Source organism: Pseudomonas sp. WS 5071 (genome assembly GCF_012985765.1).
GTDB classification, from domain to species: Bacteria; Pseudomonadota; Gammaproteobacteria; order Pseudomonadales; family Pseudomonadaceae; genus Aquipseudomonas; species Aquipseudomonas lundensis_A.
The window spans coordinates 38,650-63,571 of sequence record NZ_JAAQWY010000014.1; the positions used below are offsets into that span (position 1 = coordinate 38,650).

24 protein-coding genes and 1 pseudogene are annotated in these 24,922 nt (G+C 58.9%); 9 read left to right on the forward strand and 16 right to left on the reverse strand.

Annotation, left to right across the window (positions count from 1 at the left end; all coding sequences use genetic code 11):
- Positions 1–73 precede the first annotated feature (73 nt).
- A complete protein-coding gene (locus HBN61_RS10705; RefSeq protein WP_170046738.1) occupies positions 74–1,246 on the forward strand; it encodes an acyl-CoA dehydrogenase family protein in 1,173 nt (390 codons plus the stop codon).
- A complete protein-coding gene (locus HBN61_RS10710; protein ID WP_170046739.1) occupies positions 1,243–2,427 on the forward strand; it encodes an acyl-CoA dehydrogenase family protein in 1,185 nt (394 codons plus the stop codon). Before HBN61_RS10705 ends, HBN61_RS10710 begins: the two co-directional genes overlap by 4 nt.
- A 9-nt stretch (positions 2,428–2,436) precedes the next feature.
- On the opposite strand, the gene HBN61_RS10715 is transcribed toward HBN61_RS10710, so the two are convergent.
- The 3 genes from HBN61_RS10715 to HBN61_RS10725 form a co-directional block, all read right to left on the reverse strand.
- Positions 2,437–2,634 (reverse strand): hypothetical protein, encoded by a 198-nt coding sequence (locus HBN61_RS10715; protein WP_094993371.1) that lies wholly within the window; start codon positions 2,632–2,634, stop codon positions 2,437–2,439.
- Positions 2,631–3,101 carry a hypothetical protein gene (locus HBN61_RS10720; RefSeq protein ID WP_169965618.1) on the reverse strand — a complete coding sequence of 157 codons (471 nt, stop codon included), beginning with the start codon at positions 3,099–3,101 and terminating at the stop codon, positions 2,631–2,633. The genes HBN61_RS10715 and HBN61_RS10720 overlap by 4 nt, the downstream gene beginning before the upstream one ends.
- Before the next feature lie 414 nt (positions 3,102–3,515).
- The gene (locus tag HBN61_RS10725) at positions 3,516–3,695 is read right to left on the reverse strand and encodes a hypothetical protein (RefSeq protein WP_141232180.1); all 180 of its coding nucleotides are present in this window, start codon (positions 3,693–3,695) and stop codon (positions 3,516–3,518) included.
- A 205-nt stretch (positions 3,696–3,900) separates the two neighbouring features.
- Here HBN61_RS10725 and HBN61_RS10730 point away from each other — a divergent pair, with 205 nt between their 5' ends.
- The 3 genes from HBN61_RS10730 (at position 3,901) to HBN61_RS10740 (ending at position 4,944) form a co-directional block, all read left to right on the forward strand.
- Complete coding sequence (locus HBN61_RS10730; RefSeq protein WP_170046740.1) at positions 3,901–4,131, forward strand: hypothetical protein; 231 nt, start codon at positions 3,901–3,903, stop codon at positions 4,129–4,131.
- A 73-nt stretch (positions 4,132–4,204) separates the two neighbouring features.
- Complete coding sequence (locus tag HBN61_RS10735; protein WP_170046741.1) at positions 4,205–4,603, forward strand: hypothetical protein; 399 nt, start codon at positions 4,205–4,207, stop codon at positions 4,601–4,603.
- A 98-nt stretch (positions 4,604–4,701) separates the two neighbouring features.
- Complete coding sequence (locus tag HBN61_RS10740; protein ID WP_170046742.1) at positions 4,702–4,944, forward strand: DUF2789 domain-containing protein; 243 nt, start codon at positions 4,702–4,704, stop codon at positions 4,942–4,944.
- Here HBN61_RS10740 and HBN61_RS10745 read toward each other — a convergent pair.
- The 13 genes from HBN61_RS10745 to HBN61_RS10805 all read right to left on the reverse strand — a co-directional run bounded on the left by HBN61_RS10745 (position 4,935) and on the right by HBN61_RS10805 (position 20,814).
- The gene (locus tag HBN61_RS10745; protein ID WP_170046743.1) at positions 4,935–5,144 is read right to left on the reverse strand and encodes a hypothetical protein; all 210 of its coding nucleotides are present in this window, start codon (positions 5,142–5,144) and stop codon (positions 4,935–4,937) included. The two genes, HBN61_RS10740 and HBN61_RS10745, sit on opposite strands and share 10 nt — an antisense overlap.
- A 126-nt stretch (positions 5,145–5,270) precedes the next feature.
- Positions 5,271–6,617 carry a phospholipase effector Tle1 domain-containing protein gene (locus HBN61_RS10750; protein ID WP_170046744.1) on the reverse strand — a complete coding sequence of 449 codons (1,347 nt, stop codon included), beginning with the start codon at positions 6,615–6,617 and terminating at the stop codon, positions 5,271–5,273.
- A 197-nt stretch (positions 6,618–6,814) separates the two neighbouring features.
- Positions 6,815–7,219 carry a TraR/DksA family transcriptional regulator gene (locus tag HBN61_RS10755; RefSeq protein WP_047274833.1) on the reverse strand — a complete coding sequence of 135 codons (405 nt, stop codon included), beginning with the start codon at positions 7,217–7,219 and terminating at the stop codon, positions 6,815–6,817.
- Between the two features lie 365 nt (positions 7,220–7,584).
- The gene (locus tag HBN61_RS10760) at positions 7,585–8,607 is read right to left on the reverse strand and encodes an ABC transporter permease (RefSeq protein ID WP_047274971.1); all 1,023 of its coding nucleotides are present in this window, start codon (positions 8,605–8,607) and stop codon (positions 7,585–7,587) included.
- Between the two features lie 62 nt (positions 8,608–8,669).
- Positions 8,670–10,235 (reverse strand): sugar ABC transporter ATP-binding protein, encoded by a 1,566-nt coding sequence (locus HBN61_RS10765; protein ID WP_170046745.1) that lies wholly within the window; start codon positions 10,233–10,235, stop codon positions 8,670–8,672.
- A gap of 93 nt (positions 10,236–10,328) precedes the next feature.
- The gene (locus HBN61_RS10770) at positions 10,329–11,258 is read right to left on the reverse strand and encodes a sugar ABC transporter substrate-binding protein (protein ID WP_170046746.1); all 930 of its coding nucleotides are present in this window, start codon (positions 11,256–11,258) and stop codon (positions 10,329–10,331) included.
- Between the two features lie 131 nt (positions 11,259–11,389).
- Positions 11,390–12,418, reverse strand: a complete 1,029-nt coding sequence (locus HBN61_RS10775; protein ID WP_170046747.1) for a Gfo/Idh/MocA family protein — start codon at positions 12,416–12,418, stop codon at positions 11,390–11,392.
- A gap of 113 nt (positions 12,419–12,531) precedes the next feature.
- Complete coding sequence (gene iolG / locus HBN61_RS10780) at positions 12,532–13,557, reverse strand: bifunctional inositol 2-dehydrogenase/D-chiro-inositol 1-dehydrogenase (RefSeq protein WP_094993362.1); 1,026 nt, start codon at positions 13,555–13,557, stop codon at positions 12,532–12,534.
- Between the two features lie 38 nt (positions 13,558–13,595).
- Positions 13,596–15,533 carry a 3D-(3,5/4)-trihydroxycyclohexane-1,2-dione acylhydrolase (decyclizing) gene (gene iolD, locus HBN61_RS10785; protein WP_170046748.1) on the reverse strand — a complete coding sequence of 646 codons (1,938 nt, stop codon included), beginning with the start codon at positions 15,531–15,533 and terminating at the stop codon, positions 13,596–13,598.
- A 71-nt stretch (positions 15,534–15,604) separates the two neighbouring features.
- Positions 15,605–17,107, reverse strand: coding sequence for a CoA-acylating methylmalonate-semialdehyde dehydrogenase (locus HBN61_RS10790; protein WP_094993361.1), 1,503 nt, complete (start codon positions 17,105–17,107; stop codon positions 15,605–15,607).
- Between the two features lie 20 nt (positions 17,108–17,127).
- Positions 17,128–17,937, reverse strand: a complete 810-nt coding sequence (iolB, locus tag HBN61_RS10795; protein WP_170046749.1) for a 5-deoxy-glucuronate isomerase — start codon at positions 17,935–17,937, stop codon at positions 17,128–17,130.
- A complete protein-coding gene (gene iolE, locus HBN61_RS10800) occupies positions 17,934–18,827 on the reverse strand; it encodes a myo-inosose-2 dehydratase (RefSeq protein WP_170046750.1) in 894 nt (297 codons plus the stop codon). Before iolE ends, iolB begins: the two co-directional genes overlap by 4 nt.
- Before the next feature lie 49 nt (positions 18,828–18,876).
- Positions 18,877–20,814, reverse strand: coding sequence for a bifunctional 5-dehydro-2-deoxygluconokinase/5-dehydro-2-deoxyphosphogluconate aldolase (locus HBN61_RS10805; protein WP_170046751.1), 1,938 nt, complete (start codon positions 20,812–20,814; stop codon positions 18,877–18,879).
- Between the two features lie 294 nt (positions 20,815–21,108).
- Between HBN61_RS10805 and HBN61_RS10810 the strand changes: the two genes are divergently transcribed.
- From HBN61_RS10810 to HBN61_RS10825, 4 genes and pseudogenes are all read left to right on the forward strand, one after another.
- Positions 21,109–22,029 (forward strand): MurR/RpiR family transcriptional regulator, encoded by a 921-nt coding sequence (locus HBN61_RS10810; protein ID WP_094993357.1) that lies wholly within the window; start codon positions 21,109–21,111, stop codon positions 22,027–22,029.
- A gap of 457 nt (positions 22,030–22,486) precedes the next feature.
- Entirely contained in the window at positions 22,487–22,777 is a 291-nt protein-coding gene (locus tag HBN61_RS10815; RefSeq protein ID WP_169965626.1) for a hypothetical protein, read from the forward strand.
- A 176-nt stretch (positions 22,778–22,953) separates the two neighbouring features.
- A complete protein-coding gene (locus HBN61_RS10820; RefSeq protein ID WP_094993355.1) occupies positions 22,954–23,670 on the forward strand; it encodes an HPP family protein in 717 nt (238 codons plus the stop codon).
- 166 nt (positions 23,671–23,836) lie between these two features.
- Positions 23,837–24,912: pseudogene (locus HBN61_RS10825) on the forward strand (GGDEF domain-containing protein).
- Positions 24,913–24,922 lie beyond the last annotated feature (10 nt).

A 24,922-nucleotide genomic window follows, 5' to 3' on the forward strand; every position in this document is an offset into this window, starting at 1 on the left:
GTCAGGGTTTACGCGTGGATCACGCAACTTCATGCTGGCCGCCTCAATGCAATAATTAGGATAAGGAGCCGGTATGCAGCTTGCCCTGACAGATGAGCAGCGGATGATCCAACAGTCTGCGGAGCGCTTTCTGGCGCAGGTCGCCAGCTCCGATGCCGTACGCAGCGCCATGGCCAGTGAACGCGGTCAAGACCCACACACCTGGACGCAGATTGCGCAGGAATTCTATTGGCCAGCCCTGGCGATTCCAGAACTCTACGGTGGATTGGGATTAGGGTTTGCTGAGGTCTGTTTGTTGCAGGAACAACTGGGGCGCTGCCTGCTGCCCTCTGCGTTCTATGCCACTTGCTGCCTCGCGCTCCCCGCCTTGTTGCTGAGCCGTAACGAGGCACTCAAATCTCACTGGCTGCCGTTGATGGCAGCCGGCGAGATCACCGCCAGCCTGAGCTACACCAACACTCAACGCTGGGACGACAGCAGCATCGTGGTGTATGCCACGCCTCATAAAGGCGGCTACCAGCTCAGCGGCGAGTACCTGAATGTCATCGACGGCGCCGATTGCGACTTGTTGATCATTGCGGCCCGCACGCCGGGCAGCGTCGGGGAAGCCGGCATTCGCGTATTCGCCTTGCCTGCCGATACACCGGGGCTCGTCAGAGAAACCTTGCCGACCCTGGATCAGACCCGTCGCCTGGCCCGCATCACCCTTGAAAACGTCGTATTAAGCGATGAGCAGCTACTCAGCGAACCCGGCCAGGGCTGGGCGCTGCTGCGCGACACCTTGCATTTTGCCTGCGTGGGCTTGGCGGCCGAACAAACCGGCGGCGCCCAACAGTCGCTCGACATGACGCTGGCCTACATCGCCGAACGTCAGCAATTCGGACGAAGCATTGCCAGTTTTCAGGCCATCAAACACCGCTGCGCCGACCTGATGCTGGCCGTTGAATGCGCACGCTCGGCCAGTTACTACGCCGCGTGCATCGCTGATGCGTGCCTGAACATCGATGCAGACCCTCACGTGCGCGAGCAACTGGCTGAGGCCGCCGCCACGGCCAAAATTCACGCCAGCGAAGGTTTCTTCCAATGCGCGGGCGAGTCGATTCAATTGCATGGGGGGGTGGGATTCACATGGGAATACGACCCGCATTTGTACTTCAAGCGCGCGCGGGCCAGTGAACAATTGTGGGGATCACCCGCCTTCCATCGCGAGCAATTGGCCAGACAGATCTTCGGGGAGCAGGCATGAATATTGGCTTCAGCGCGAAAGACGAACAGTTTCGTCAACACGTGGCGCAGTGGATGCAACAGCACCTGAGCGGTGAATTCAGCATTCTGCGTTTTCGCGGCGGACCGGGCGATGAGGATTTTGCCCCGCAGTTGCGCAAACGCTGGGAGCAAGAGCTGGCCAAAGGCAGCTGGATTGGCGCCGGGTGGGCTACTGAACACGGCGGCCAGGGTTTGAGCATCAATCAGCAAGTGATCTTTTACGAAGAATATGCACGCGCTGGCGGCCCTGGGCGCATGGGGCATATCGGCGAAGGCCTGGTAGGGCCGACGCTGGCGGCCTTCGGCACAGCGGAGCAACAGCAGCGATTTTTACCACCGATTTTGGCCGGGCAACAGTTTTGGTGTCAGGGATACTCCGAGCCCGGCGCGGGCTCCGATCTGGCCAACATCAAGACCCGCGCCAGCTTCGACGCGCAGCACAATGAATGGTTGATCAACGGGCAAAAAGTCTGGACATCGCTGGCCCATGAAGCCGACTGGTGTTTTGTGCTGGCGCGCACCGAGCCCGCCAGCCAGGGTCATCACGGTCTGTCGTTTTTGTTGGTGCCCATGGCCCAGCCAGGCATCACGGTGCAACCCATCAAACAATTGACCGGCACCAGTGAATTCAACGAAGTGTTTTTTGATCAGGCGCGCACGGGGGCAGACAACCTGATCGGTCAGCCCGGCGAAGGCTGGAAAATCGCCATGGCGCTATTGGGGTTCGAGCGCGGCGTCTCAACGCTGGGCCAGCAGATGCAGTTTCAAAATGAGTTGGACGAGGTGGTGCGCATTGCCAAGGCCAATGGTGCGGCGCAAGATCCGGTTCTGCGCCAGCGCATTGCGCAAGCCTGGAGCGGTTTGCGCGTGTTGCGCTACAACTCGTTGCGCATGTTGTCCGGCCCGCAGGACGGGAGCCTGCGCCCCGAAGCGACCATCTACAAATTGGCGTGGTCCACCTGGCACCTTGAACTGGGCAAGCTGGCCATGGACGTACTGGGGCCACAAGCCGAGCTGCTGGCTGGCGCGCCCTATGCGCTGACACGCCTGCAGTCGCTGTTTTTATTCACCCGCGCCGACACCATCTACGGCGGCAGCAACGAAATTCAGCGCAATATCATTGCCGAACGCGCCCTCGGGATGCCCAGGGAGCGACGCTGAACCTGCCAGTCAGGGTGCGTCCTGCAGCCGTGCCAGCTCGCGACGCACCATGCTTGCGTATTCTGCCGGGCGCAGCGTGTACAACTGCCCGGCGACCCACGTAAGCCAACCATTGCCCATCTCGGGCTGCCGGGCCAACAATTCAACAGCCTTGGCCGTTGCCTGTTCTTGATGCTGGCGATGAAATTCGCCGCGTGGCACTGTCACTCTTTGCTGGCCTTGAAGGTCAACTCACCTTTGCGCCACTTCGCCGCTTTGGCTGTGACCGCCTTCAGGGTTTTGCTCAGGCCCGTGGCCAGTTGTTCATTGGCGGCGAACACCAACATCACCCGCTGACCTTCCTTGAACACGATGCCTTCGCCTTGCGGCGAGCTGACATAGGCATAGTCGCCAATGCCATAAATGGTCATTTTGATCTCGCGGAACTTGATCTCGAACTTCCCGCCTTCACGGCTGGCAAGTACCGCCGCAGTGAAGTGATCGCCTACCTTCAACTTCAAGCCCGGTTTGTCATCGACGACCAATGCGGCTTCGGTATCGATTTCGGCCATGTAAGTATCTTCAGCCGTCTGCTCGGTGACATACACGAAACGGGATTGAAACAGTTTGACCAGACGCGCTCGCAGGTCACCCAACACAAACAACGCATGCATCTCCAGATTGCTGACTGCCAACGAAAAACCCTCGAAATATGAAGTTGTACTGCCAAAAAAGACAGGCAGCGAATAGCAAGCCTTAACTTGCCGATTTTGAAATCTGCGTTCAGCAAAACCTCCTGAACCACGGGTTCAGAAGTGACTGCAAGCCATCAGAGTGAAGGATTCCCGCCCCGACGCCACGCGCAATATGTACGGGCGTTTGTAGTACGTAGCCGCAGATTTAAACGACGAAACGGACTAGCGCAGTTAGGGGAGAAACCTGCTTTTAAAGACGTAATGTCTGACGCAGCGTTTTAAAAAAAAACCTTACAAATAGACGAACGCCGAAGGCCGACGTTTCAGTGCGTCCGAGCCTCGATACGAAAAACCTGTTGCTATGACAATTTAAACAAAGGAAGTCGTTCCATGGACAGATCAGATTTTCGTGCCTCACCCGTCAATGACGCTCATCGCACAGGCGACCCCGTTGACGGTGGGCCATTCTACCGGCTCCACACCGATTTTGGGTATACACAATCCCACCACTATCAAGTGATACCGATCAGTCACGGCTTTTTTCATGTGCGAGAAGCCCATACCGGCCAGATCAGGGGCTTTCGTTGCTCTCACTACGAAGCCTGCGCACTGGCAAGCCAGCTTGAAAGAACACAGCCCGGTTTACCGGGTTCAGCCCCTCTTTGAAAACATCGCTTTCGTCAGTTCAATGACTTAACTGCGCCACTGCCTGTCAACAACTGCCATACTCGCGCAACAATCGACCCGGCCCATGCCGCCGGGTCGACCTGGCTCCATTACCTCCAAGGGAAAGTGACACGTGACGGAATTTGATATTGGCGAATTTTTTATCCGCGGTGACGCCAGAGAAGTTGATGGCGAGTTTCAGGCAGTGATTGTGATGCGTGCCAAACCCCCTCTCAAGACCATCACCTACCACCAGGTCGAGAAAGACCGCTGGTTCAAAACTGCCGATGTTGCTGAAGTCGCAGGCAAAGAAGCTGCAAAAGCCCTGAAGGAAGCCGTGGATGCGGGCGCCTTGAACGCCTGAGCCCCGCCCTTTCGCTCAAGAAGCGCAGCAGCAGGCCGATAGCCTGGGTGAGTACTGTTTAAGGGCATCACTGATGATTAACTTGAATTCAGCCCCTCGCCTTGCTGACTATCGTGCGGTTCTGACGGAAGACTCCGTGGCACCTGCCGCAGCGCCCAGTCTGGTGCAGCACATGCTGCGTGCTAATACACAACGCCCGGATTCGTCCGGCGACAGCCCGATAGAAGCCTTGCAAAAGCGCATCAAACTGCTGAAGAAACGCCTTGAACAGCTTCAGCAGCAACTGCGCCAGGCCAATGCGCGGATGGCCGCTGTCAAAGCCGGGCGCTATCGCAATGATGAGGCACGCATGGCCGCCATCATGAAGGCGAAAAGCCAGGTAGTCTCGCTCAACAGTGCGGCCTCTGTTGCACTCAGCTCACTCTTCGAAGTCGAAAAAGCATTGATCGGCAGCGTTAATCTCGCCATTTGAAGCCATGGTCTACAGTGCTACACGCACATCGGGTCGAACTCTCAGGGTTCAACGGCCTCACATACCGTGTACTCACTTAATTGCCTCAGGAGATGAACATGGACGAGACACCCATCACGCTGGAAAACCTGTTCAACCAGCTCGGCCTGGATGCAGATAGAGCTTCCATCGAGCAATTCGTTGCAGACCATTTTTTGGCTGAAGACGTGAAGCTGGGCGAGGCGCCCTTCTGGTCAACGGCGCAAGCGAGTTTTCTGAAAGAGAAGCTGGCTGAAGACGGTCCGTGGGCGCTAGCGGTCGACGAACTGAATGTACGCCTGCACGAATCGGTTCACGCCTGAAGGCGTATTCCCACAGGGTTGGCGCTTAACTGCGCCAACCAGGCTGACTGACACTCTTGGGCTTCAGCGCGCGTTGAAAACGCGGTCCCGCGTTGCTCTCCATTAACCAACACCACCCAGCAGGCTTTCTGTCCGGCGTCGCGCATGCCCTTGGGCACCCCGCTCCCAATCATTACGGCGATATCGACTTGATTACGCATGATGGCCACTCCACCTGATTAGTTAGTCTCCTAACGATGTCGGCCATCTTAGTGACTAAATGCCGCAGGAAAAAGCTATGCCACGCATAGCTGAATTGCATGAGCGGTAACAATACCGTCACACGCTCAGGCTAAAAGTGGATCGTGTTGATCGTAAACCAGGCGCCCGCCGTCTTGAGGCAGGTTGAAAAATGCTTGATCGACTGCGCCAATCCCGTCACCAATTGCTGCATTCCAGTTCGCAGACTGGTGAATGTAGCGCTGGCGAAGCAACCGCTCGTCTTCATGGCTCAACGCTATGCGCCCGGTCATTACGTGCATCAGAAGCTTGTCTGCAATGGGCAGCAACGCTTCAGGCAATCGCGTATCGGCCGTGTCTGACAGTGCCTTGAAAGGCACCCCTTGCTCACGGGCCAACGTGTGCATGACCCATAAATACACCCGTGACAGATGCCCATACACACGCCGTCGCATATAAATCGCTGCCTGCACGCGCTGGAGCGGATCTTTGCGGGTGCCTAGCTGATGCGAGGCTGTGCGAATTTCCAGCAGGGCCTGAGGGTCCGTATCGTCCAGTAAATCCCGCGCCTGCCACAACGGCAACTCAGCTGCAGTGGCCTTCCAGGCCTGGGTGAGCATTGGCGAAGTGCCCGGGCTCACCAGGTTGGTTTTCCACCGCGTGAGTAAGACGTCTTCCAGCATCTCCAGGGGATAGCCTCCACCGACGTCCGCATGTACGCCCGGAACGGCGACGTCCATCGGCCACTGCGGGGCAATTCGACTGAGGGCAAAATTGCGCCGCACCTCATCCCGCGCACTGAGCTGCACCACGTGGCGAGCACTGTCCGGGCCCAGATACAGATTGAGCCCGGGGTTCACGTCATCACTGATGTTGCCCACGTCTACCAGACCGCCCATGGCCGCCACTGTGTCAAATAGCCCGATGAAATTAATCTCGCAGGTGAATCCCGGGGCCAGTTCGAACAGCGTATCGAATCGGGTGGCATTCACCTCATTGGCAAAATGCCGCGCTGCCGCCGCCCCCCGGCTGAAGCCGAACAGATCCAGCTGCACACGCTGCAAGGCACGAGGCGGCAATACCTCAACAGCCTCCATCAGGCACTGCAACAGCCGTGCGTGCGCCTCTTTCGCCTTGCCCACTACACCGGTACTGCCGCGGCCGTAGGTCTGCGCCGGAAAGCGTGTATCCGCCTTGCCGGTGGTGGTCCCGATACCGCTGATATAGAGCGACGTCATCCTGATGCCATCAGCCTCAAAGGCCGACTGCACGGGGTAGTGCCGGTGAAGAAGGGCAATATTGGTGGGGACGCTGGCATAGCTGCTAGTGGGGTCTACCGTCAGGCCTTGTGCCCGACGCGCCTGCCCCAACTCGCTGTTGTACTGGTTATTGGCCGTTCCATCAAAAAAGACACCGACCCGCAACACCCTTCCTGTGTTGCTGGAATGACTCATCACACCTGTGCCCCTCTAGTAAGTGGTCCTCGTGCACACTGCGCGAGCCAATATAAGGGTGCAAAAATGCGCCAGCCAGCTCAATGTTGGACGGATGTGTACGCAGGTGTCACAAGAAAATGCCGAGTGCCAGCCAGGACGGCTGCTTGGCCAATAGCGCTACCGGGGCCGCTTGGCGCGGCCCGGCGAGGTCAGGCTCAGGCCTGACGCTGATGCTTGTCGATTTGCTCGTGACGCTCTTGAGCTTCGATGCAGTACTTGGTGGTCGGGCTGATCAACAGGCGTTTGAGGCCAATGGCGTCACCGCTGTCGTCACACCAGCCAAAGCTGTCGTCCTTGATGCGCTCCAGCGCTTGTTCCAGCTGAGGCAGCATGCGCTGGTCACGGTCAATCGCGTTGACCAGCCAGGTACGCTCTTCTTCAACCGAAGCGGCGTCTGCAGGGTCGGCCGGGGTGTCCAGGCTCTCGATCGCGATGCGATTCTGCTCAATCCGCTCGTGGGTTTCGACCTTCATGTTTTGCAACAGCTCAGTGAAAAAAGCATGTTGCTCGGCATTCATGTAGTCATCCGCCGGCATGGCCAGCAACTTATCCTTTGTCATTGATTTCTCTATAAAAAATACGTGCATTAAGGCGAATTAGGGAGCGTCCTGACCGATCTTCATCCCAACCAGTTAGGTGCTATCTATTTCAAGCGCCACCCGGCACTCAATTTACGAGGGGCGGCAGTCTACGGCCGAGTTATCGACTCAGCAACTGAAATGACAGCAATTTGTCCAGCAAAACCTGGAAAAAGACGAAAAACATGTCACGCAGAGGCTAATGGAGTGCATTGACGGCAAGAAATTCAATGCACTCACTGAAATCGCCCCCTTTTAAAGCACAAAAACCTGACCCTCGCGTGCGTTATCGCCAACGAGGGTCAGGTTTAAGAGACGGCGATTGCCGGGGACGCTACACAGCCCTGTCAGCGCTTAAGTTTGCGCTTGTTGCGGTACTGGTCGATCACCACCGCCACGACGATGATTAAGCCCTTGATGATGTCCTGAATATAGGCATCGACCCCCACAAAGGTGAAGCCGCTGGCCATGACGCCCAAGATCAGCGCGCCAATCACGGTGCCGGTAATTCGCCCTACCCCGCCTGCCAGACTGGTGCCGCCAATCACGGCCGCCGCAATGGCGTCCAGCTCATAGGACATGCCCATGCCCGCCTGGCCCGTGGCCGCGCGTGCCGAGGCGACCACGCCCGCCAACCCCGCCAGCAACCCGGCAATGCTGTAGACGATGATCAAGTGACGCTTGACGTTGATACCCGAGGTGCGCGCCGCCTGCATGTTGCCGCCGATGGCATAGGTGTATTTGCCGTATTTGGTGTAACGCAGGGCAATGTGGAAGATCAGCGCCACCACCAGAAAGATGATCACCGGCATCGCGCCATGGCCGATGGCCGTGTAGGAATCAGACAGCATGCTGACCGGTTGGCCTTCGGTGTAATAGCGCGCCAGACCGCGGGCGGACACCATCATGCCCAAGGTTGCGATAAAGGGCGGTATGCCGGTAATGGCGATGATGCTGCCGTTAATGGCACCGGCCAGCAGCCCGACCCCGAGCCCGGCGACCACCGGGATCCACACGGGCAAGTCGGTCAGCGAAGGAAACACGGCCCGGCTGAAGTCCGAGGTTTGCGCCAGACTTGCGGCCACCATGGCCGACAAGGCCAGCACCGACCCCGAAGACAGGTCAATCCCGGTCGTGATGATGACTTGGGTCACGCCAATCGCCAGCAAACCAATCACTGACACTTGCAGGATCATCAGCACCAGGCGCTGGGAGTTCATCAAAAAGCTCTGGTCACGCACGATCCAGCCGAACAATTCGAATACCAGACCGATGCCGATCAGCACCAGGAAGATGCTCAGTTCAGTCGGAAAGCGGCGACGGGATTTACTGGGTGCCATGGCAGGTTTGTTATCAGTTATTGCGTTCATGGACATGTGCCCTCTCACTCTGCGGTACGACCGGCCCAGACGCGGCCGGCGTGCTGAAACGGTTAATGAATCGCCGTGATGCCGGAGGCCAGTTGCATGACACGCTCTTGAGTGGCGTCGGCCCGATCCAGCGTGCCCATTTGCACACCTTCATGCATGACCATGACCCGGTCACTCATGCCCAGCACTTCAGGCAGCTCCGAAGAAATCATGATCACAGCCATGCCTTCACTGGCGAGCAATGAAATCAGCCGGTAAATCTCGACCTTGGCGCCTACGTCAATGCCACGGGTCGGTTCATCCAGAATCAACAGCCGCGGGTTGGTCATCAACCAGCGCGCCAGCAAGGCTTTTTGCTGGTTGCCTCCGGACAGGGTGTCGATGCACTGCTCAAGCGACGGGGTTTTGACCCGCAGCTTCTTGCACATGTCCTCGCACAACGCGCGCAGAGCTTTTTGCTGGATGAAACCGTTGCCGGCGTAATGCGGCAGGATCGCCATTTCCATGTTTTCCAACACGGAAAGGCAAGGAAACAGGCCCGTCAACTTACGGTCTTCGGTCAACAGCGCGAAGCCCTTTTCAATCGCCAGGTTGGGGCTGGTGATGCGCAGTGCCTGACCGTCAAGCTGAACCTCACCGCCATCACTCGGGGTGATACCAAACAGGGTTTCGGCGATGTTGGTGCGGCCCGAGCCCATCAGCCCGGCGATCCCCAGGATCTCCCCGGCATGCAGATCGAACGACACACCGTCAAACACCCCGTCCAGACGCAAGTCACGCACTGACAACAGCAACTCCCCCAGCGGGTTTTCCCGCACCGGGAACAATTGCGTCAGCTCGCGGCCTACCATCATTGAAATCAGGCTGTCGCTGTCCATGCTGTCGGCACGTTGCAGGCCGATGTAGGCGCCGTCACGGAACACCGCCACTTCATCGGCGATGGCGAACACTTCGTTCATTTTGTGGGTGATGTAAATGATGCCTTTGCCCTGCGCCTTGAGGTCGGCAATGATCGAAAACAGGTGGTCGACTTCTTTATCGGTAATGGCCGAGGTCGGTTCATCCATGATCAGAATGTCCGAGTCATAGGACACCGCCTTGGCGATTTCAACCATCTGGCGCTCGGCAATGCTCAGGTGGCCGACCAGCTCCTGCGGATCAAGGTTGATGCGCAAGCGCTCCAGCAGTTGCGCAGTGCAACGGTACATTTGGCGGTGATCGATCATGCGCAGACTGTTCAGCTGTTCGCGGCCGATCCAGATGTTTTCAGCGATGCTCATGTGCGGCATCAGGTTGAGCTCCTGATGAATCATGGCAATCCCGGCCTGCAAGGCCGCCAGCGGCCCATTGAAGGAGACGGGTTGGCCACGCAAGCGCAACTCCCCTGCGTCGGGCTGATAGATACCGGCGATGATTTTCATCAGGGTGGACTTGCCGGCGCCGTTCTCGCCCATCAGCGCCAACACTGAGCCGGGGCGCACGCGCAGCTGCACGTCATCCAGGGCAATCACACCAGGGAAGCCCTTGCTGACACTCACCACTTCCAACAGGTAGGGCGCATCCTGCGTGGTGGCGTCAGGGGCAGACGCCACGGGCGGGGTCCTTGAAACAGTCGCTGACGCGAGCATAGCCAGTACTCCTCAGGTGCCCCGGTCTGTGCCGGGACAGCGGGCGAGGCCTGAGCCTCACCGCTTATTGTTGTTGTGGGGTTGAGTTGACGACTACTTTTTATACTGGTTGACGTTGTCTAGGGTGATCCGTTGGAATGGCACCCAGACCGCTTGCTCGTAGGGCTCCTTTTTGATCATTTTCAGCGCCGTCTCGACTGAGCCGTTGGCCTGCCCGGTGGCGTCCTGGAATACCGAGAGGGTTAAATTGCCCTTCTCGACCGCCCGCACACCGTCTTCAGTACCGTCGACGCCCGCAATCAAGACCTTGCCTTGCGCAACGCCTGCCTGCTTGAGCGCCATCGCGGCACCGATGGCCATTTCATCATTGTTGGAGACTACGGCATCGAACGCCTGGCCCTGGGTGATCCAGTCATTGGTCAGGTTCATGGCTTTGTCCCGTAACCAGGCGCCGGTCTGCTCCTGAGCGATTTTGATATCGGGGTACTTGGTCAGTACCTCTTTCACACCCTTGGTGCGGTTAGTGGTGGAGTTGTTGGCCAGATCGCCGAGCAGAATCACAATATTGCCCTTGCCGCCCATCTTCTCGGCCAGGTACTGCATCTGCATGCGCCCGGCTTCAAGGTCATCGGAAGCCACTGTGGCTACGCCCTGCGGCAGGTCGGGGTTGTCGGGACGGCGGTTGACGTACACCAGCGGGATCCCTGCCGCGACGGCGGCGTTGGTAATACGGTTGGTAGTCGCCGTGTCCACCGGGTTGACGATGATCGCGTCGACCTTTTGGCTGATAAAGTTTTCGACCTGACTCAGTTGCTTGACCACGTCTGCACGGGCGTCTTCAAACTGCAACTTGACCCCTTCGGGGTAGGTTTTGGCTTTGTCGTTCATCGACTCGCGCAGGTACGTCAGGTAAGTGTCATCGAACTGCGACATGCTCACGCCAATGTTGACATCGGCCAGGGCCGCGCCGCTGGCGAAGAGGATCGAGAGGGCAAGGGATGCGATACGTAAGCTGGGTTTCATTTGGGGCAGTCTCCACATTCTTGTTGATTTTATAGATGCGGTACTTGGTGGCGCTAAGCTGAAATTGACTCTATTGGAAAATAATTTCTACATCAACTGATTTTAGAATTTATAGCGCTCTATTTTCTATTTTAACCCTCAGCCAACGTCACAACTTCGCCCAGCTGCGCACTGCGTCGCGCAGCATCCAGCACCTGCAACGCTTGCACGGCTTCCAGCGGTAACACCGGTACAGGCCCTTGCCCTTGTACGGCCGCAATCATTTGCCGATAGTACTGATCCCAGCCCCCATGCTCGGACGGCACCCTTTCCCGCTCCTCGCCCTGTTCAAACCACCCCCAGCGTCGATGTTCTTCAGCCCCCCAGTGATCCCCTTCGCTTTTGGGGGTGCGACCTGCGAGCAACGCCGCTTCTTGCCCGTCCAGTCCTTCAACGCTGTAACAACCCGAAGTACCGCTCACCCGAAAACGCGGGCGCGGGCTGTTTTGCAGGACGCTGGCGCCGAGGTGGGAAACCACGCCATTGCGATGGGTCAATGCCATAAAGAAGCTGTGGTCAACGTCCGGGGCTTGAGGGCTGCTCGCCATCTCGGCGTACACCGACCTCACCGGGCCAAACAGTTGCAGCGCTTGATCCACGAGATGACTGCCCAAATCGCGCAGCACACCGCCGCCGCTGGTAGTGCCTGCCGACGCAGGCGCATACCGCTCGATGAATGACTCCAGGCGCGTGACCGTCCCCAATGCCCCGGCATCAATCAGCTTGCGCACGGTCAGAAAGTCCGAATCCCAGCGCCGGTTTTGATACACACTCAGCAACACGTTTTGACGCTCTGCAGCGTCCATCAGCTGTTGCCCTTGCACAGTGTCGGCAGCGAATGGTTTGTCACTCACGACCGCAATGCCCAGCTCGATGGCTTGCATCACCACCTCGGCTCGCCCGTGCAGCGACGCGCTGATCACCAACAGGTCAACCCCGGCCTCTGCCAGTTGCGCCAGGCTGTCAAAGGGCCTGACTGCGGGGTAATCGTTGGCCAGTAATTGACGGCGCTCTGCTGAGCGCGTGACCACACCCGCGAAGGTCACGCCGGGCAGACTGGCGATCAACGGCGCGTGAAAAAAGCGGCCACCCTGGCCAAATCCGACCAGTCCAATGCGCATGACAATACTCCTTGATAGATCTGTGATCGGATTTGAGCAGCGCAAGGATGAGGGAAAGCTAGCAGCCTCACGCTACTCGGCAGCGACTACGCAGGGGGGGCAATAAAGAGGCGTCAGCCGTAAAAGCGCGGACGTTGCGGCAGTTCAACCTTTACGATTGCCCCGCTCTGCTGCGCTTCGATGCAGGCATCGGCTGCCACGGCGGCGGCAAAACCGTCCCATGCAGAAGGGCCACCAACGTGCCCGGCACGCACGCCGTCAATAAAGGCTTGCAGCTCGACGTCATAGGCCGCGATGAAGCGATCTTTCCAATCCATCAGAATCGCATTCGACAGTTTGGCCTCACTGCGCAGCTGCACTTGCGACGGCTCCGGGAGTTTGGCAATACCGGTTTCACCCACCACTTCGCATTGAATGTCATAGCCGTATTGGCAGTTCACGAATACTTCCACATCGATGCGCGTGCCTTTGGCGGTTTCCAGTAGCACCACTTGCGGGTCCCGCAGGTGCGCCAACGCTTTGCTGGTTTTGCGCGGGAAGACCACTTGCACCGACACATAATCGTCGTCGAGCAACCAGCGCAACACGTCCAGCTCATGGATCAAAGTGTCCGTGATGGCCATGTCAGTTTTGTAGTTCTCACCCACTCGCGGGTTGCGGTGAGCACAATGGAGCATCAGCGGCTCGCCGATCTGGCCGCTGTCGATGACGGCCTTGAGCGCCTGATAACCCGCGTCGTACGGGCGCATGAAACCGACTTGCACCAACCGTGTGCCATGGGCGATTTCCGCGTCGACGATGTTGCGACAACCGGCCGCCGTTACTGCCAGCGGCTTTTCGCAAAACACCGGTTTGCCGGCCTGGATAGCCGCCAGCACATATTCTTCATGGCTCGGCCCCCAGGACGTGACCAGCACGGCCTGGACCTCAGCCGCCTGAATCAGCGCGTGCGCGTCCGGGTACACCTCGGCGCTTATGCCCAGCTCGGCAACCACCTGCGCCGCCTGTTGCAGGTTGATGTCCGTGACCGCCACCACCTGACTGCCGAGCAAGGTCTGGCTGCAACGACGAATATGATCACGGCCAATCGCGCCGGTCCCGATTACGCCCAACTTCAAGGCTTGAGTGTTCAACGACATGTGCAGACTCCTGTTGGATTTATAAGAGAGCGTTGCAATCAGTAATGCCGCACGTGGGCGAGCTGACGGTTTAGGTGCTTCGCGGCTTCGGCCGTGCGTGCGCTGGTGGACACTTGCGCCACGCCCACACGCCACCACGACAGGTAGCCGTGGATCATGGTTTTGGGAAGCACTTTGATATCAATGAGGGTGGACACCGTCTGCTGCCGGGCATCGGCCAGCGCCGCATGAAGTTGCTCAAGGGTGCTGACTTTATAGGTTTTGCAACCGTAAGCCGCTGCACTCATGGCAAAGTCCACCGGTACCAGGCCGCCGTCCAGCTTGCCGGTCTCAGGGTTACGGAAACGGAACTCAGTGCCGAAGCTGTCCATGCCGTTGCCCATCTGCAAGTTGTTGATGCAGCCGAATGCCATGTTGTCGAGCAGCACCACGTTGATTTTCTGGCGCTCCTGAATCGATGTGGCTAACTCGGAGTGCAGCATCATGTAGGAACCATCACCCACCAACGCATAGACCTCGCGCGCAGGTTCGGCCAGCTTGACCCCCAATGCGGCGTTGACTTCATAGCCCATGCACGAGTAGCCGTACTCCACGTGGTAAGTGTTCACGCCCTTGCTGCGCCAGGCCCGTTGTAGATCCCCGGGCAGGCTGCCTGCGGCCGCGACGATCACAGCGCTGTCGTCGAGGCTGTGATTGAGTACGCCCAACACCTGGCTTTGGGTCAGGCACGAACCGGTCAGCTCGATAAACTCACGCAGCACGGCGGGGTCCATGTGGTCACTGATTTCGGGCGTGAAGTCCGGCTGTTGGTAGTCGACCTGAAATACACGGTCCACTTCAGCCTCCAGTTGTGCCCTGGCCTGATGCGGTGCGTCACCCCATTGCGCGTGGTAGCCGCTGGCCGCCAAGCATTCACTCAGCCCTTGCAGCCCCGCCAGGGCATCGGCAATCAGTTGCACGCCATCGAGCTTGAGCGCGTCACAGGGGCTGACGTTGAGGTTCAGAAATTCGACTTCCGGGTGCTTGAACAACGATTTGGACGACGTGGTGAAATCGGTATAGCGGGTGCCGATGCCGATAATCAGGTCCGCCTGCGGCGCCAGCAGGTTGGCCGCCAAGCATCCGGTTTCACCGATACCGCCCATGTTCAGCGGGTGCGCTGACACGATGGCACTTTTACCAGCCTGCGTTTCTGCGAACGGAATCCCGAAGCGTTCGGCAAACGCCTGCAACGCGGCATTGGCGCCTGCGTATTTAACGCCGCCGCCACAGATGATCAGCGGCGTGCGCTTGCGCTGCACAATCGCCTGCGCATCGGCCAGCATCGCTACCGTCGGCACGCGTCGATCAATACGGTGCACGCGTTTTTGCAGAAAGTAATCCGGGTAATCGTAGGCTTCAGCCTGAACGTCCTGCGGCAGGGCCAGGGTCACGGCACCCGTCTCGGCGGGATCGGTCAGCACACGCATCGCATGGAGAGCGGCGCTCATCAACTGTTCCGGGCGGTTGATGCGGTCCCAGTATTTGCTCACGGCTTTAAAGGCATCGTTGGTGCTGATGCTCAAGTCATGGAACTGCTCGATCTGTTGTAAAACCGGGTCGGGCTGGCGACTGGCGTACACATCCCCCGGCAACAGCAACAGCGGGATACGGTTGGCAGTGGCCGTGGCGGCGGCCGTCAGCATGTTGGCCGCGCCGGGGCCGACCGACGCGGTGCAGGCGTAGATTTTGAGCCGCAGGTGTTGCTTGGCAAACCCGATGGCCGCGTGGGCCATGCCCTGTTCGTTACGGCCTTGATGCACCACCAGGCTGCCGCTGTCTTGTTCCAGCGCCTGCCCGAGGCCCAGCACGTTGCCGTGGCCAAAAATCGTAAACACCCCGGCCACAAATTTGCTCTCGACCCCGTCCACTTCGACGTACTGGTTATCGAGAAACTTGACCAGCGCCTGGGCCATGGTCAGTCGTGTTGTCGTCATGTCTGCACCCTTGAACTTGCACAGCAGCTGCGGCAACCGGCGGTCCGGTTCCGCAGCGTTGTGAGCGATGATTATTTGGCCGTTGGCATGCTGAATTCAGGGCCTTTGGCGATGCTGTCAGGCCAGCGTTGCATCACGCTTTTGTAACGGCTGTAGAAACGAATGCCTTCTTCGCCATACGCATGATGATCGCCAAACAGCGAGCGCTTCCAGCCGCCGAACGAGTGCCAGGCCATGGGCACCGGAATGGGCACGTTAATCCCCACCATGCCGACCTTGATCGTGCGTGCAAACGCCCGCGCCACGCCGCCATCGCTGGTAAAGCAGGACACACCGTTGCCAAACTCATGAGCATTGATCAACGCCACCGCACTCGCGAAGTCCGGTACGCGAACGATGCCGAGCACCGGGCCGAAAATTTCCTGCTGATAAATGCTCATGTCGGGCGTCACCTGGTCGAACAGCGTGGCGCCGACGAAAAAGCCCTGCTCGGCACCCGGCACCTTGAGCTCACGACCATCGACGATGAGCTGTGCGCCTTGGGCCACGCCCTGATCGATAAAGCCGATCACCTTGGCCCGGTGCTCCGCCGTCACCAGCGGGCCCATTTCGCTGTCGGGCTGAAGGCCGTTGCCGACTTTGAGCCGGTCGATGCGCGGCAACAGTTTCTCGATCAACTGATCGGCCACATCACCGACTGCGACGGCAATCGAGATCGCCATGCAGCGCTCCCCGGCCGAGCCATAGGCAGCTCCCATTAATGCGTCTGCCGCTTGATCGAGGTCGGCATCGGGCATCACGATCATGTGGTTTTTGGCCCCGCCCAGCGCTTGAACCCGCTTGCCGCGCGCTGTCCCTTGCTGATAGATGTACTCGGCAATGGGGGTTGAGCCGACAAAAGAAATGGCTTCAACGTCCGGGTGTTGCAACAGTGCATCGACTGCGGCTTTGTCCCCTTGCACCACGTTGAACACGCCGTCCGGCAGGCCGGCTTCGGTCAGCAGACGTGCCATCAACAGACTGGCGGACGGGTCGCGCTCCGAGGGCTTGAGGATAAAACAGTTGCCGGTCACCAATGCCAGCGGAATCATCCACAACGGCACCATCACCGGGAAGTTGAACGGCGTTACACCTGCACAGACGCCCAGTGGCTGGCGCAGGTTCCAGTTGTCGATACCGCCGCCGATGTTGTCGCTGAAATCGGTTTTGAGCAGTGTCGGCGCGCCACAGGCGTACTCGACGATTTCGATCCCGCGGGTGACTTCACCCTTGGCGTCAGAGAAGACTTTGCCGTGTTCACGGCAGATGATTTGCGCCAGTTCGTCGTGATGCTCGTCCAGCAGTTGCTTGAACTTGAACATCACCCGGGCGCGGCGCAGTGATGACTGTTCCGACCACGCCGGGAACGCCTTGAGGGCGGACGCGACAGCGTCATCGACGGTGCGCTGGGTGGCAAGGGCCACACGCGCCTGCACGCTGCCCGTCGCCGGGTTGAAGACATCACTGAAGCGTTCGCTGCCAGCATCCTGAACGTGGCCGTCAAGGTAGTGGCCAATCACCGGGGTCGTGCTCATGCGTAGTGTTCTCCTAAAAGTTAAAGGTCCATCAGCCAGCTGTGTTGCGGGTCATTGTGGAATTGCCAGACCCGCTTGGGCCCTGCCATCACGTTCAAGTAATACGACTCATAGCCATAAGGCACGCTGACCGGGTGATAGCCCTTGGGCACCACCACCAGGTCGCTGTTCTCTACGGCCATTGCCTGATCGAGGCTGCGGTCATCGGTGTAGACCCGTTGAAACACAAAGCCCTGCGGTGGATTGATCTGGTGGTAATAGGTTTCTTCGAGAAAGCTCTGGTGCGGCAAGTCGTCGGTGTCGTGCTTGTGCGGCGGGTAGCTGGAGGAGTGTCCGGACGGCGTGCGCACCTCCACCACCAGCAGCGAATGGGCAGGCTCGGTGTCGGGCAGGATGTCGCACACATAGCGGGTATTGGCGCCCTTGCCGCGCACACTGCGTTTCATGCTCTGCGGGGTAATCAGCCGAGGCCCAAGCCCGGCCGTGCTGACACCGGGGGCGGCGCAGACGGCGATATGGACCTCGTTAAGCGCGTGCACCTGCGCCTGACTGCCGGGTGGTAGATAAACAGCAAAGGGCGATTTGTCCTCAAACACCGACTCACGATCGCCAATACCCTCCCACTGAAACACGCCCTGCCCGGGCGCTTCACCGGAAACGTTCGCCCGCCCGCTGAGCAACACCAGGCACAGCTCTTGCTGCCCGGCCGTCACCGGCAAGGTCTCGCCCGCGTGCAGCCGATAAGCACTGAACCCCACATACTCCAGCGCACCGGAGGGCAGCTGCACCAGGGGCTGGCCCGTTTTCTGGCGTTTAATCAGTAAATTCATGCCCGCCCCCTCTCGTCCAGCAGCGCGCGCAAGGTTTGAAACCCTTTTTGCGCGTAGGCAAAACTGGGCGCCACGGCCGGGTCCTGTTCGGCTTCTACCACCAGCCAGCCGTGGTAGTCGGCGGCCAGCAGGACGTCCAACAACTCGCCAAAATCAATGTCGCCGTCCCCCGGCACCGTGAACGTGCCGTTGATGATGCAATCGGGGAAGCTCCACAGGTTGTTGCGCGCCAGTTGCACCACAGGCTTGCGCACGTCCTTGAAATGCACGTGGCAGACCCGGTCAATGTGCGTGCGCAACACCTCGACCGGCTCACCGCCGCCCATGTAGCAGTGGCCGGCGTCGAACAGCAGGCCGACTTCAGGCCCGGTCAGGCGCATCAGGGTATCGATGTCCGCAGGGGACTCGACGTAAGCGCCCATATGATGGTGATACGCCAGGCGGATGCCGTGCGACAGGGTGAAGCGCGCCAGTTCATTGAGCTTGTCGGCATAGTCCTGCCAGGCCCGTTCGGTATAAAAACGCGGGCGTTCAACCAAGGGAATGCGCTGGCCCTGAATCGAGTCGGCCACTTCGCCGTACACCAGCACCTTGGCGCCGTTTTGCGCCAACAGCTGCACGTGGCTGGCAATGGCGTCGATTTCTTCGGCGGCCGAACGTTGTGCCAGACGGCTGGAGTACCAGCCCGAGACCAGGGCCAAGTCGTAAGGGCGCAGGACATCAGCGACGCCTTGAGCACTCTTGGGGAACTTGCCGTTGAGTTCAAACCCTTCATAGCCGATCTGCTTGCCTTCACTCAGCGCGGTGCTGAGGGGTGTCTCACCGCCCAGCGAGGGCAGGTCATCGTTGCTCCATGAAATCGGGTTGATGCCAATACGGATAGCGGGCATGGCTGCACCTATTATTGTTTTGGAAGGTTTGCGGGGCGTCGCGGCAGGATCAGCTGCGGGCCGTTCGCCACGCGTCGATCAGTTGCACAAAAGTGCCCTGTACCTGCTCGATCAGCGTCGCGTCGTCGATTTCACCGGCCAGCCAGGCGCGGCCCGGTTCCTGGAAAATCGTGCGCCCCACCGCGAAACCACGGCACGTGGTGCTCCGGGATGCCTGGCGAAAGCCTTCGGCCAGCGCACTGGCAGGCGCGTTCAGGCCCAGAAGCACAACACCGCGGCAATACGGATCACGCGCTTGGATCAAAGCATCCAGTTGCAGCCAGACCTCGGCCGGTTGGGCTTCAATTTTCCACCACGCCGGGTAAATGCCCAGGTTGTACAAGCGCTTGATGGCGCGGTAGAGCACATCCGGGTGGGTCGAAGGGTGATCCTTGGGCGGGATGATTTCCAGCAGCAGCTCATGGCCGCTGGCCAGCGAAGCCTGATACAACCCCTTGATTTGCGCTTCCTGTTCCAGCCGCAGCAAAGGCTCATCGTCCGGATGGAACTGCACCAGGCATTTGATGATTTGTTCGTGCGGCCAGGCGATGAGGTTGCTGCCAATGGAGCGCCCGTGTTCAAAGGCCAGCGGTCGCGAACCCTGCACCTCCACCGGACGGGCAATCCACCAGCCACGGCCGCTGGCGGCATTCAACGCGTCCTGGCCAAACCGTTGATCGGCCAGCAGGCCCACATCGGCTTCGATGCCCTGGCGCCGCAAATCGGTTTCAACACGCTCGACCGCCTGGATGAACAGCTGCTTCAAGGCGCATATGCTGTTCGGGTCACGGCCGTACTGCTGCGCTATTTCCAGCAGTTGCCAGCGATGATCGAAGGCAAACACAAACAGCTGTTTCCATTGCTTGCGAGGGACGCTGACTTGATGCAGACGTTGCAGCGCAGTGTCCTGATCCGGCCGGGTGATGGGCACCGGGCTGTTAAACAGGTAGTCGAGTTCAGCCCGGGTGGGCATGGCGGGCGCGCAAGCATGCCGTGACACCACCAGGCCTCCGCAGGCATTGGCTAACTGGCAGCAACGCTCGTCACTGGCGTCTTCCAGCCAACCACTGAGAAAGCCCGACATGAAGGCATCCCCTGCCCCGAGTACGTTGAGGACTTCAACGCGCACACCGGGGTAAATGGCGCCGTCTTCCAGGCGGGCCGGGATCTGGCCATGAATCACCGTGCAACCTTGCGGCCCCAGCTTGACCACCAACGTGGCGTCGGTCAGCGAACGCACCTTACGCAAGGCCGCCAGCAAATCCGTGCCGCCCCCCGCGATCAAAAATTCTTCTTCGGTGCCGACAATCAGGTCGAAACGCGGCAGGATCGATTGCACGTGGGCGCTGACTTTCTCGTCAGCGACAAAGCGCGTTTCCCCGTCAGCCTTGCCGGCCAGCCCCCACAACACCGGGCGATAGTCGATGTCCAGCACCCGTTTGACGTTGTGCTGCGCGGCGTAATCCAGGGCCTGAATGCTGGCCTGATACACGCCCTCGGTAGAAAAATGGGTCCCGGTAATCAGCAGCGCTTTGCTTGAGGCAATAAAGGCCGGGTCGATGTCGTCGGCGCGCAGTGCCATGTCGGCGCAGTTTTCGCGGTAGAACACCAGGGGAAAGGTTTCGCGGTCTTTCAGGCCCAGCAATACCAGCGCCGTCAGACGCTGCGGGTCAACCGTGATGCCGCTGACGTCACAGCCTTCACGGGCCAGCGACTCCAGCAGGAAACGCCCCATATGATCGTCCCCGACGCGGCTCAGCATGGCCGAACGCAAGCCCAGCCGTGCCGTACCGAACGCAATGTTGGCCGAAGAGCCGCCGAGGTATTTGGCAAAGCTGCTGACATCTTCCAGCCGCGCCCCGACTTGTTGCGAGTAAAGGTCGACGCCCAAACGGCCCAGGCAGATCACATCCAAATCACGGCCTGCGGCAAAACGAGTCTGTCCCATGGTGGCTCCTGTTATTTTTATCAGCCTGCACGTGGCACCCGTCAGGGCCCAAGCGCTGTAAGTGGGATGAAGACTAAAACGTCACGGCGCAATAAACAATATTTATTCCATAATTTTTTAATGTAGAATTTTTGTTCCATATTGCATGCGCCGCGATGATTTTCCCGCGTGCATCGATTCAGCCCACGCTGGATTGATCGGCTGGTCAGGATTTTATTTGCACCTACCCTGTAGACTGCGCAGCTAAAAAACCTGCCCCCGTGACCACCCAGCGCCATTGATAAGGACACCTCTATGTCATCCACCGATCAGCCGGCATCCGTCGAGCCAACGCCAGAGCGCGCATTGACCAGCCCGCCGGTGAGTGCCGAGCGCCTGTTGCAACTCATTACCGAGGAATACGAAAGCCTGCCGCGCCAGCTCAAGCGGATCGCCAGCTACATGAGCCAGCAAAGTGACCGCATCATGGTGGATCGCATCAGCGATATCGCCCGCGAGTGCGACGTGCACCCGTCGGCCATCGTGCGGTTTTCCCAACGCTTCGGGTTCAGTGGTTTCAGCGAAATGCAGGCCCTGTTCCGCGAGGCGTACACCCACAAAACCACCCCGGTGCAGAATTACCAGCAACGCATTCGCAACATGATTGCCAACAAGTCGCAGAAAGCCAGCGGCGGCGATCTGGCGCGCGAGTGCATCAATGCCACGCTGTCCGGCATCGAACGCCTGGGGCTGGAACTGGATGATCTGGCCTTCGACAAAGCCGTGGACCTTGTCGTCAATGCCGACAATATTTACGTGGTCGGCGTACGACGTTCCTTCGCAGTCGCTGACTACCTGGTCTACAACCTGCAACACACCAACAAGCGCATTCATCTGGTCTCAGGCCTGGGTGGCAGTTACCGCGAGCAAATGCGCAGCGTGCGCGCCAACGACCTGGTAATTGCCATCAGCTTCACTCCCTATGGCAAAGAGACCCAGCATTGCCTGCGCATTGCCCAGCTGCATCAGGCCAAGACCCTGATCATCACCGACAGCAACCTGTCACCGCTGGCCAAGCGCGCCAACAGTGTGTTGCTGGTCAATGAAGGCAGTTCCTTTGCGTTCCGTTCGCTCAGCGCGACGTTGTGCTTGTGTCAGGCATTGTTCATTGCAGTGGCGTATCGCCTTGAACTGAAGGTTGACGAGATCCATGAGCAGGTCGGGTTTGATGATTAATGCGATCCCGATGCAAAAGCCTGTAACCCAATAGGGCTGAGGGCGGTCGACTAGTGTTGTAAGGCTTTTGCATCAACAGGTGTCCAACCTTGGACCGAATAGCGTCAGTAAAGGGCAACCGAAAACCCTTTCTTCGATATTTGAAAGATCCTACGACTTTCTCCGTAAATCTTATCGTCAGCTACTCACTGCCTGACAACATGTCCCTCGCAAGCGGCCTTACAATCGCCCCTTTGGATCTAAGATCTCGGGCCGTGTAAACGCCGTTTGTGTCACCCGTTGTATCGCTGCCAGATCTGCCGCTGGCTGCTGCCACGCGATGTGTTCCCACCCTTAAACCGATTCGCTGAGCCCACCACCCCAGACCTGTTGTTTCAAGGGATTGCACACCTGTGTGCGGCCCTTGAATTGTCATCAAGGAAGCGCGCCCAAAGTCCCTGGATAAATGGAGTACAACATGACGAGTGAAGTTTTTTTGGCCAACGACCGTGACCTGCCCGAGCAATCCGCCCATGCACTCTGCCCCCCCCGTGAAATCGTCCGGCCATTGGCCGACAGGCGAGAAATGATGCACACACCTGAACTAAGCAGGTTGGTTAAACTTCGCGATGCTTTGCTTGTACTCAAAGGTTCAATGAGCCCCAGCGTCGACCTTCATGAATTTCTGGAACATCAATTGTTGAGCAATGACGTTCATGACCGGGTGCTTGGCAAACTGGCAGAGACGCGACCGGGCCTGGCCAGCTAAACCAAACATCAAAACTATTGCACTCAACCCTCATTATTATGAATTTGCGGATTGTATCGGCACGGGTCAGACTACGCCGGTCCCTTCCCCCATGAAGGAACAGTTCAAGGGCTTGCCGGGTCCCCCGCCAAGCCCTTTTTTGACCTGCTGCCTGACTCTCCCGGACGTTCTCCACCATGCCAATCCGCTGGATCAGCCGCCTTTTGCCTGCGGCTACAAATACCCGCCCCATCGAATGGAGCCGCGCCGCCATTGGCGTCTCCCTGGGTACCCTGTTCAGTGTTTGGCTGTGCAGCCGTTTCTTCGGCCTGCCGGTCGCCCTGCACCTGATCGGACCGCTGGGTGCCTCCGCCATCCTGTTGTTTGCCGTCTCTTCCGGCGCCCTGGCACAGCCCTGGTCCATACTCGGCGGCTACCTGTGCGCCACAGTTGTGTCCTTGCTCGTTGCACATTATTTGGGCCGCGACCTGACCAGCGCTTGCCTGGCAGTCGGCCTCGCGCTGGTGGTGATGTGCCTGTTGCGCTGCCTGCATCCGCCCGCCGGTGCGCTGGCCTTGCTGGTGGTACTGGCCGACCCGGACAGCGCCCGCCTGGGCTGGGAGCTGCTGGCCCCGGTCATGCTCAGTGCCGTGTGCATGCTGCTGGCGGCGCTGGCCTACAACAACCTGACCCGGGTGCGCTACCCGAAAAAAACTGCCGAACCGGCGCCCAACGTGATCGCCCCTCCTGTCGACGGTGATCCGGGCATTACCGCCAAGGACCTGCAACAGGCATTGGCCGAGATGGACGCGTTTATCGACGTCACCCCGCAAGACCTCGAAACCCTGATCCGTACCAGTGAACACTATGCCCGCCGTCGCAGCGTGGGCGAGGTGCTTGCGCACGTCGATTGAGCACGCGCCTTTCTTTGGCCTGCCCCTGAACGATCCGCACGGCTAACCCTCCAACTCCTGCTAGGGTTATCGGTGCGTGGTCCGGGAGGCGTTGTCTTGGCCCCCTTGATGACTCGGACCCACGACCGCTGAACGCTCCCTTCAACGACCGTGATCAAGGCTTGCAATGCTCAAGACCCTGGAAAATGAAATCTCAAAGCACGCCGCGCCGCCCGCCTTGCAAGCTGAATTCGCTCAACACGACTTTGAAAAACTACGCACCTTTTGCCGTCTTACCTACATCTCCAGCATTGTCATCTGGCTGCTGTTTGATCTGATCGTCAGCTTTAAGGGGCTTCAGGGCTTTACCGCGCTCTCTATGCTTTTTTCGGCACCATGGTGGTCTTGACCATCGTGCTCGGGTTTATCCGCAAGGCCCGTCACTTCGACGTTCTTAACCTGATTTATGTGCTGGTAATCACCACGGGTATCCGCCTGATCGTGTTTGGCTTGCCCAGTGACGCGCAGCCCATCTGGCTGATCCTCGCCACCTCCAGCCTGCTCTACAACGCTGCGGTGTTGCCGCTTAGCCGTTGGGGATTTTTCTCGGTCGTGGGCGTGACCTGGGTCGTACTCAACCCTTTTTGGATGACCGACGTCGAGTTCTTTGACCTGCGCGGCACGTTGATCCTGAGCTACTACGTGTTTCTCAGCGGCCTGACCATCTACAGTTTTTTCAAGCTACGACGTATCAAACTCTACAACTACACGATGTCCAAACTGTTGCTGACCCAGGCCTATATCGACACCCTGACCGAGATTCCCAACCGACGCTCCTTCATGACCCGCGCCACTGAATTACTGACCCATACGCCGCGCGAACAGGATCATTATCTGGCGATGATCGACATCGACAATTTCAAAAAAGTGAATGACCTGTACGGGCATGACATCGGCGATGAGGTGCTCAAGCGCACCGCCGCCAGTATCAAGACCGTCATGCAGGGCTATGAATATGCGCGGTTGGGCGGCGAAGAATTCGCGGTGTACTTGTCCGGTGTGCGGCGTGATGATGTCGAAATGTTGATGGCGGCGCTGTGCAGCCGGGTGCGTAACGACCCGGCAGCACACCCTGTGACCGTCAGCATCGGCCTGGTCAGGGTTGGGGACCTGGACACCCTTAATCAGGCGTTGGCCAAGGCCGACAAGGCGCTGTATGAATCAAAAAACGCGGGCAAGGACCGGTTTACGTTTCACCGTTAGCAGCCAATGG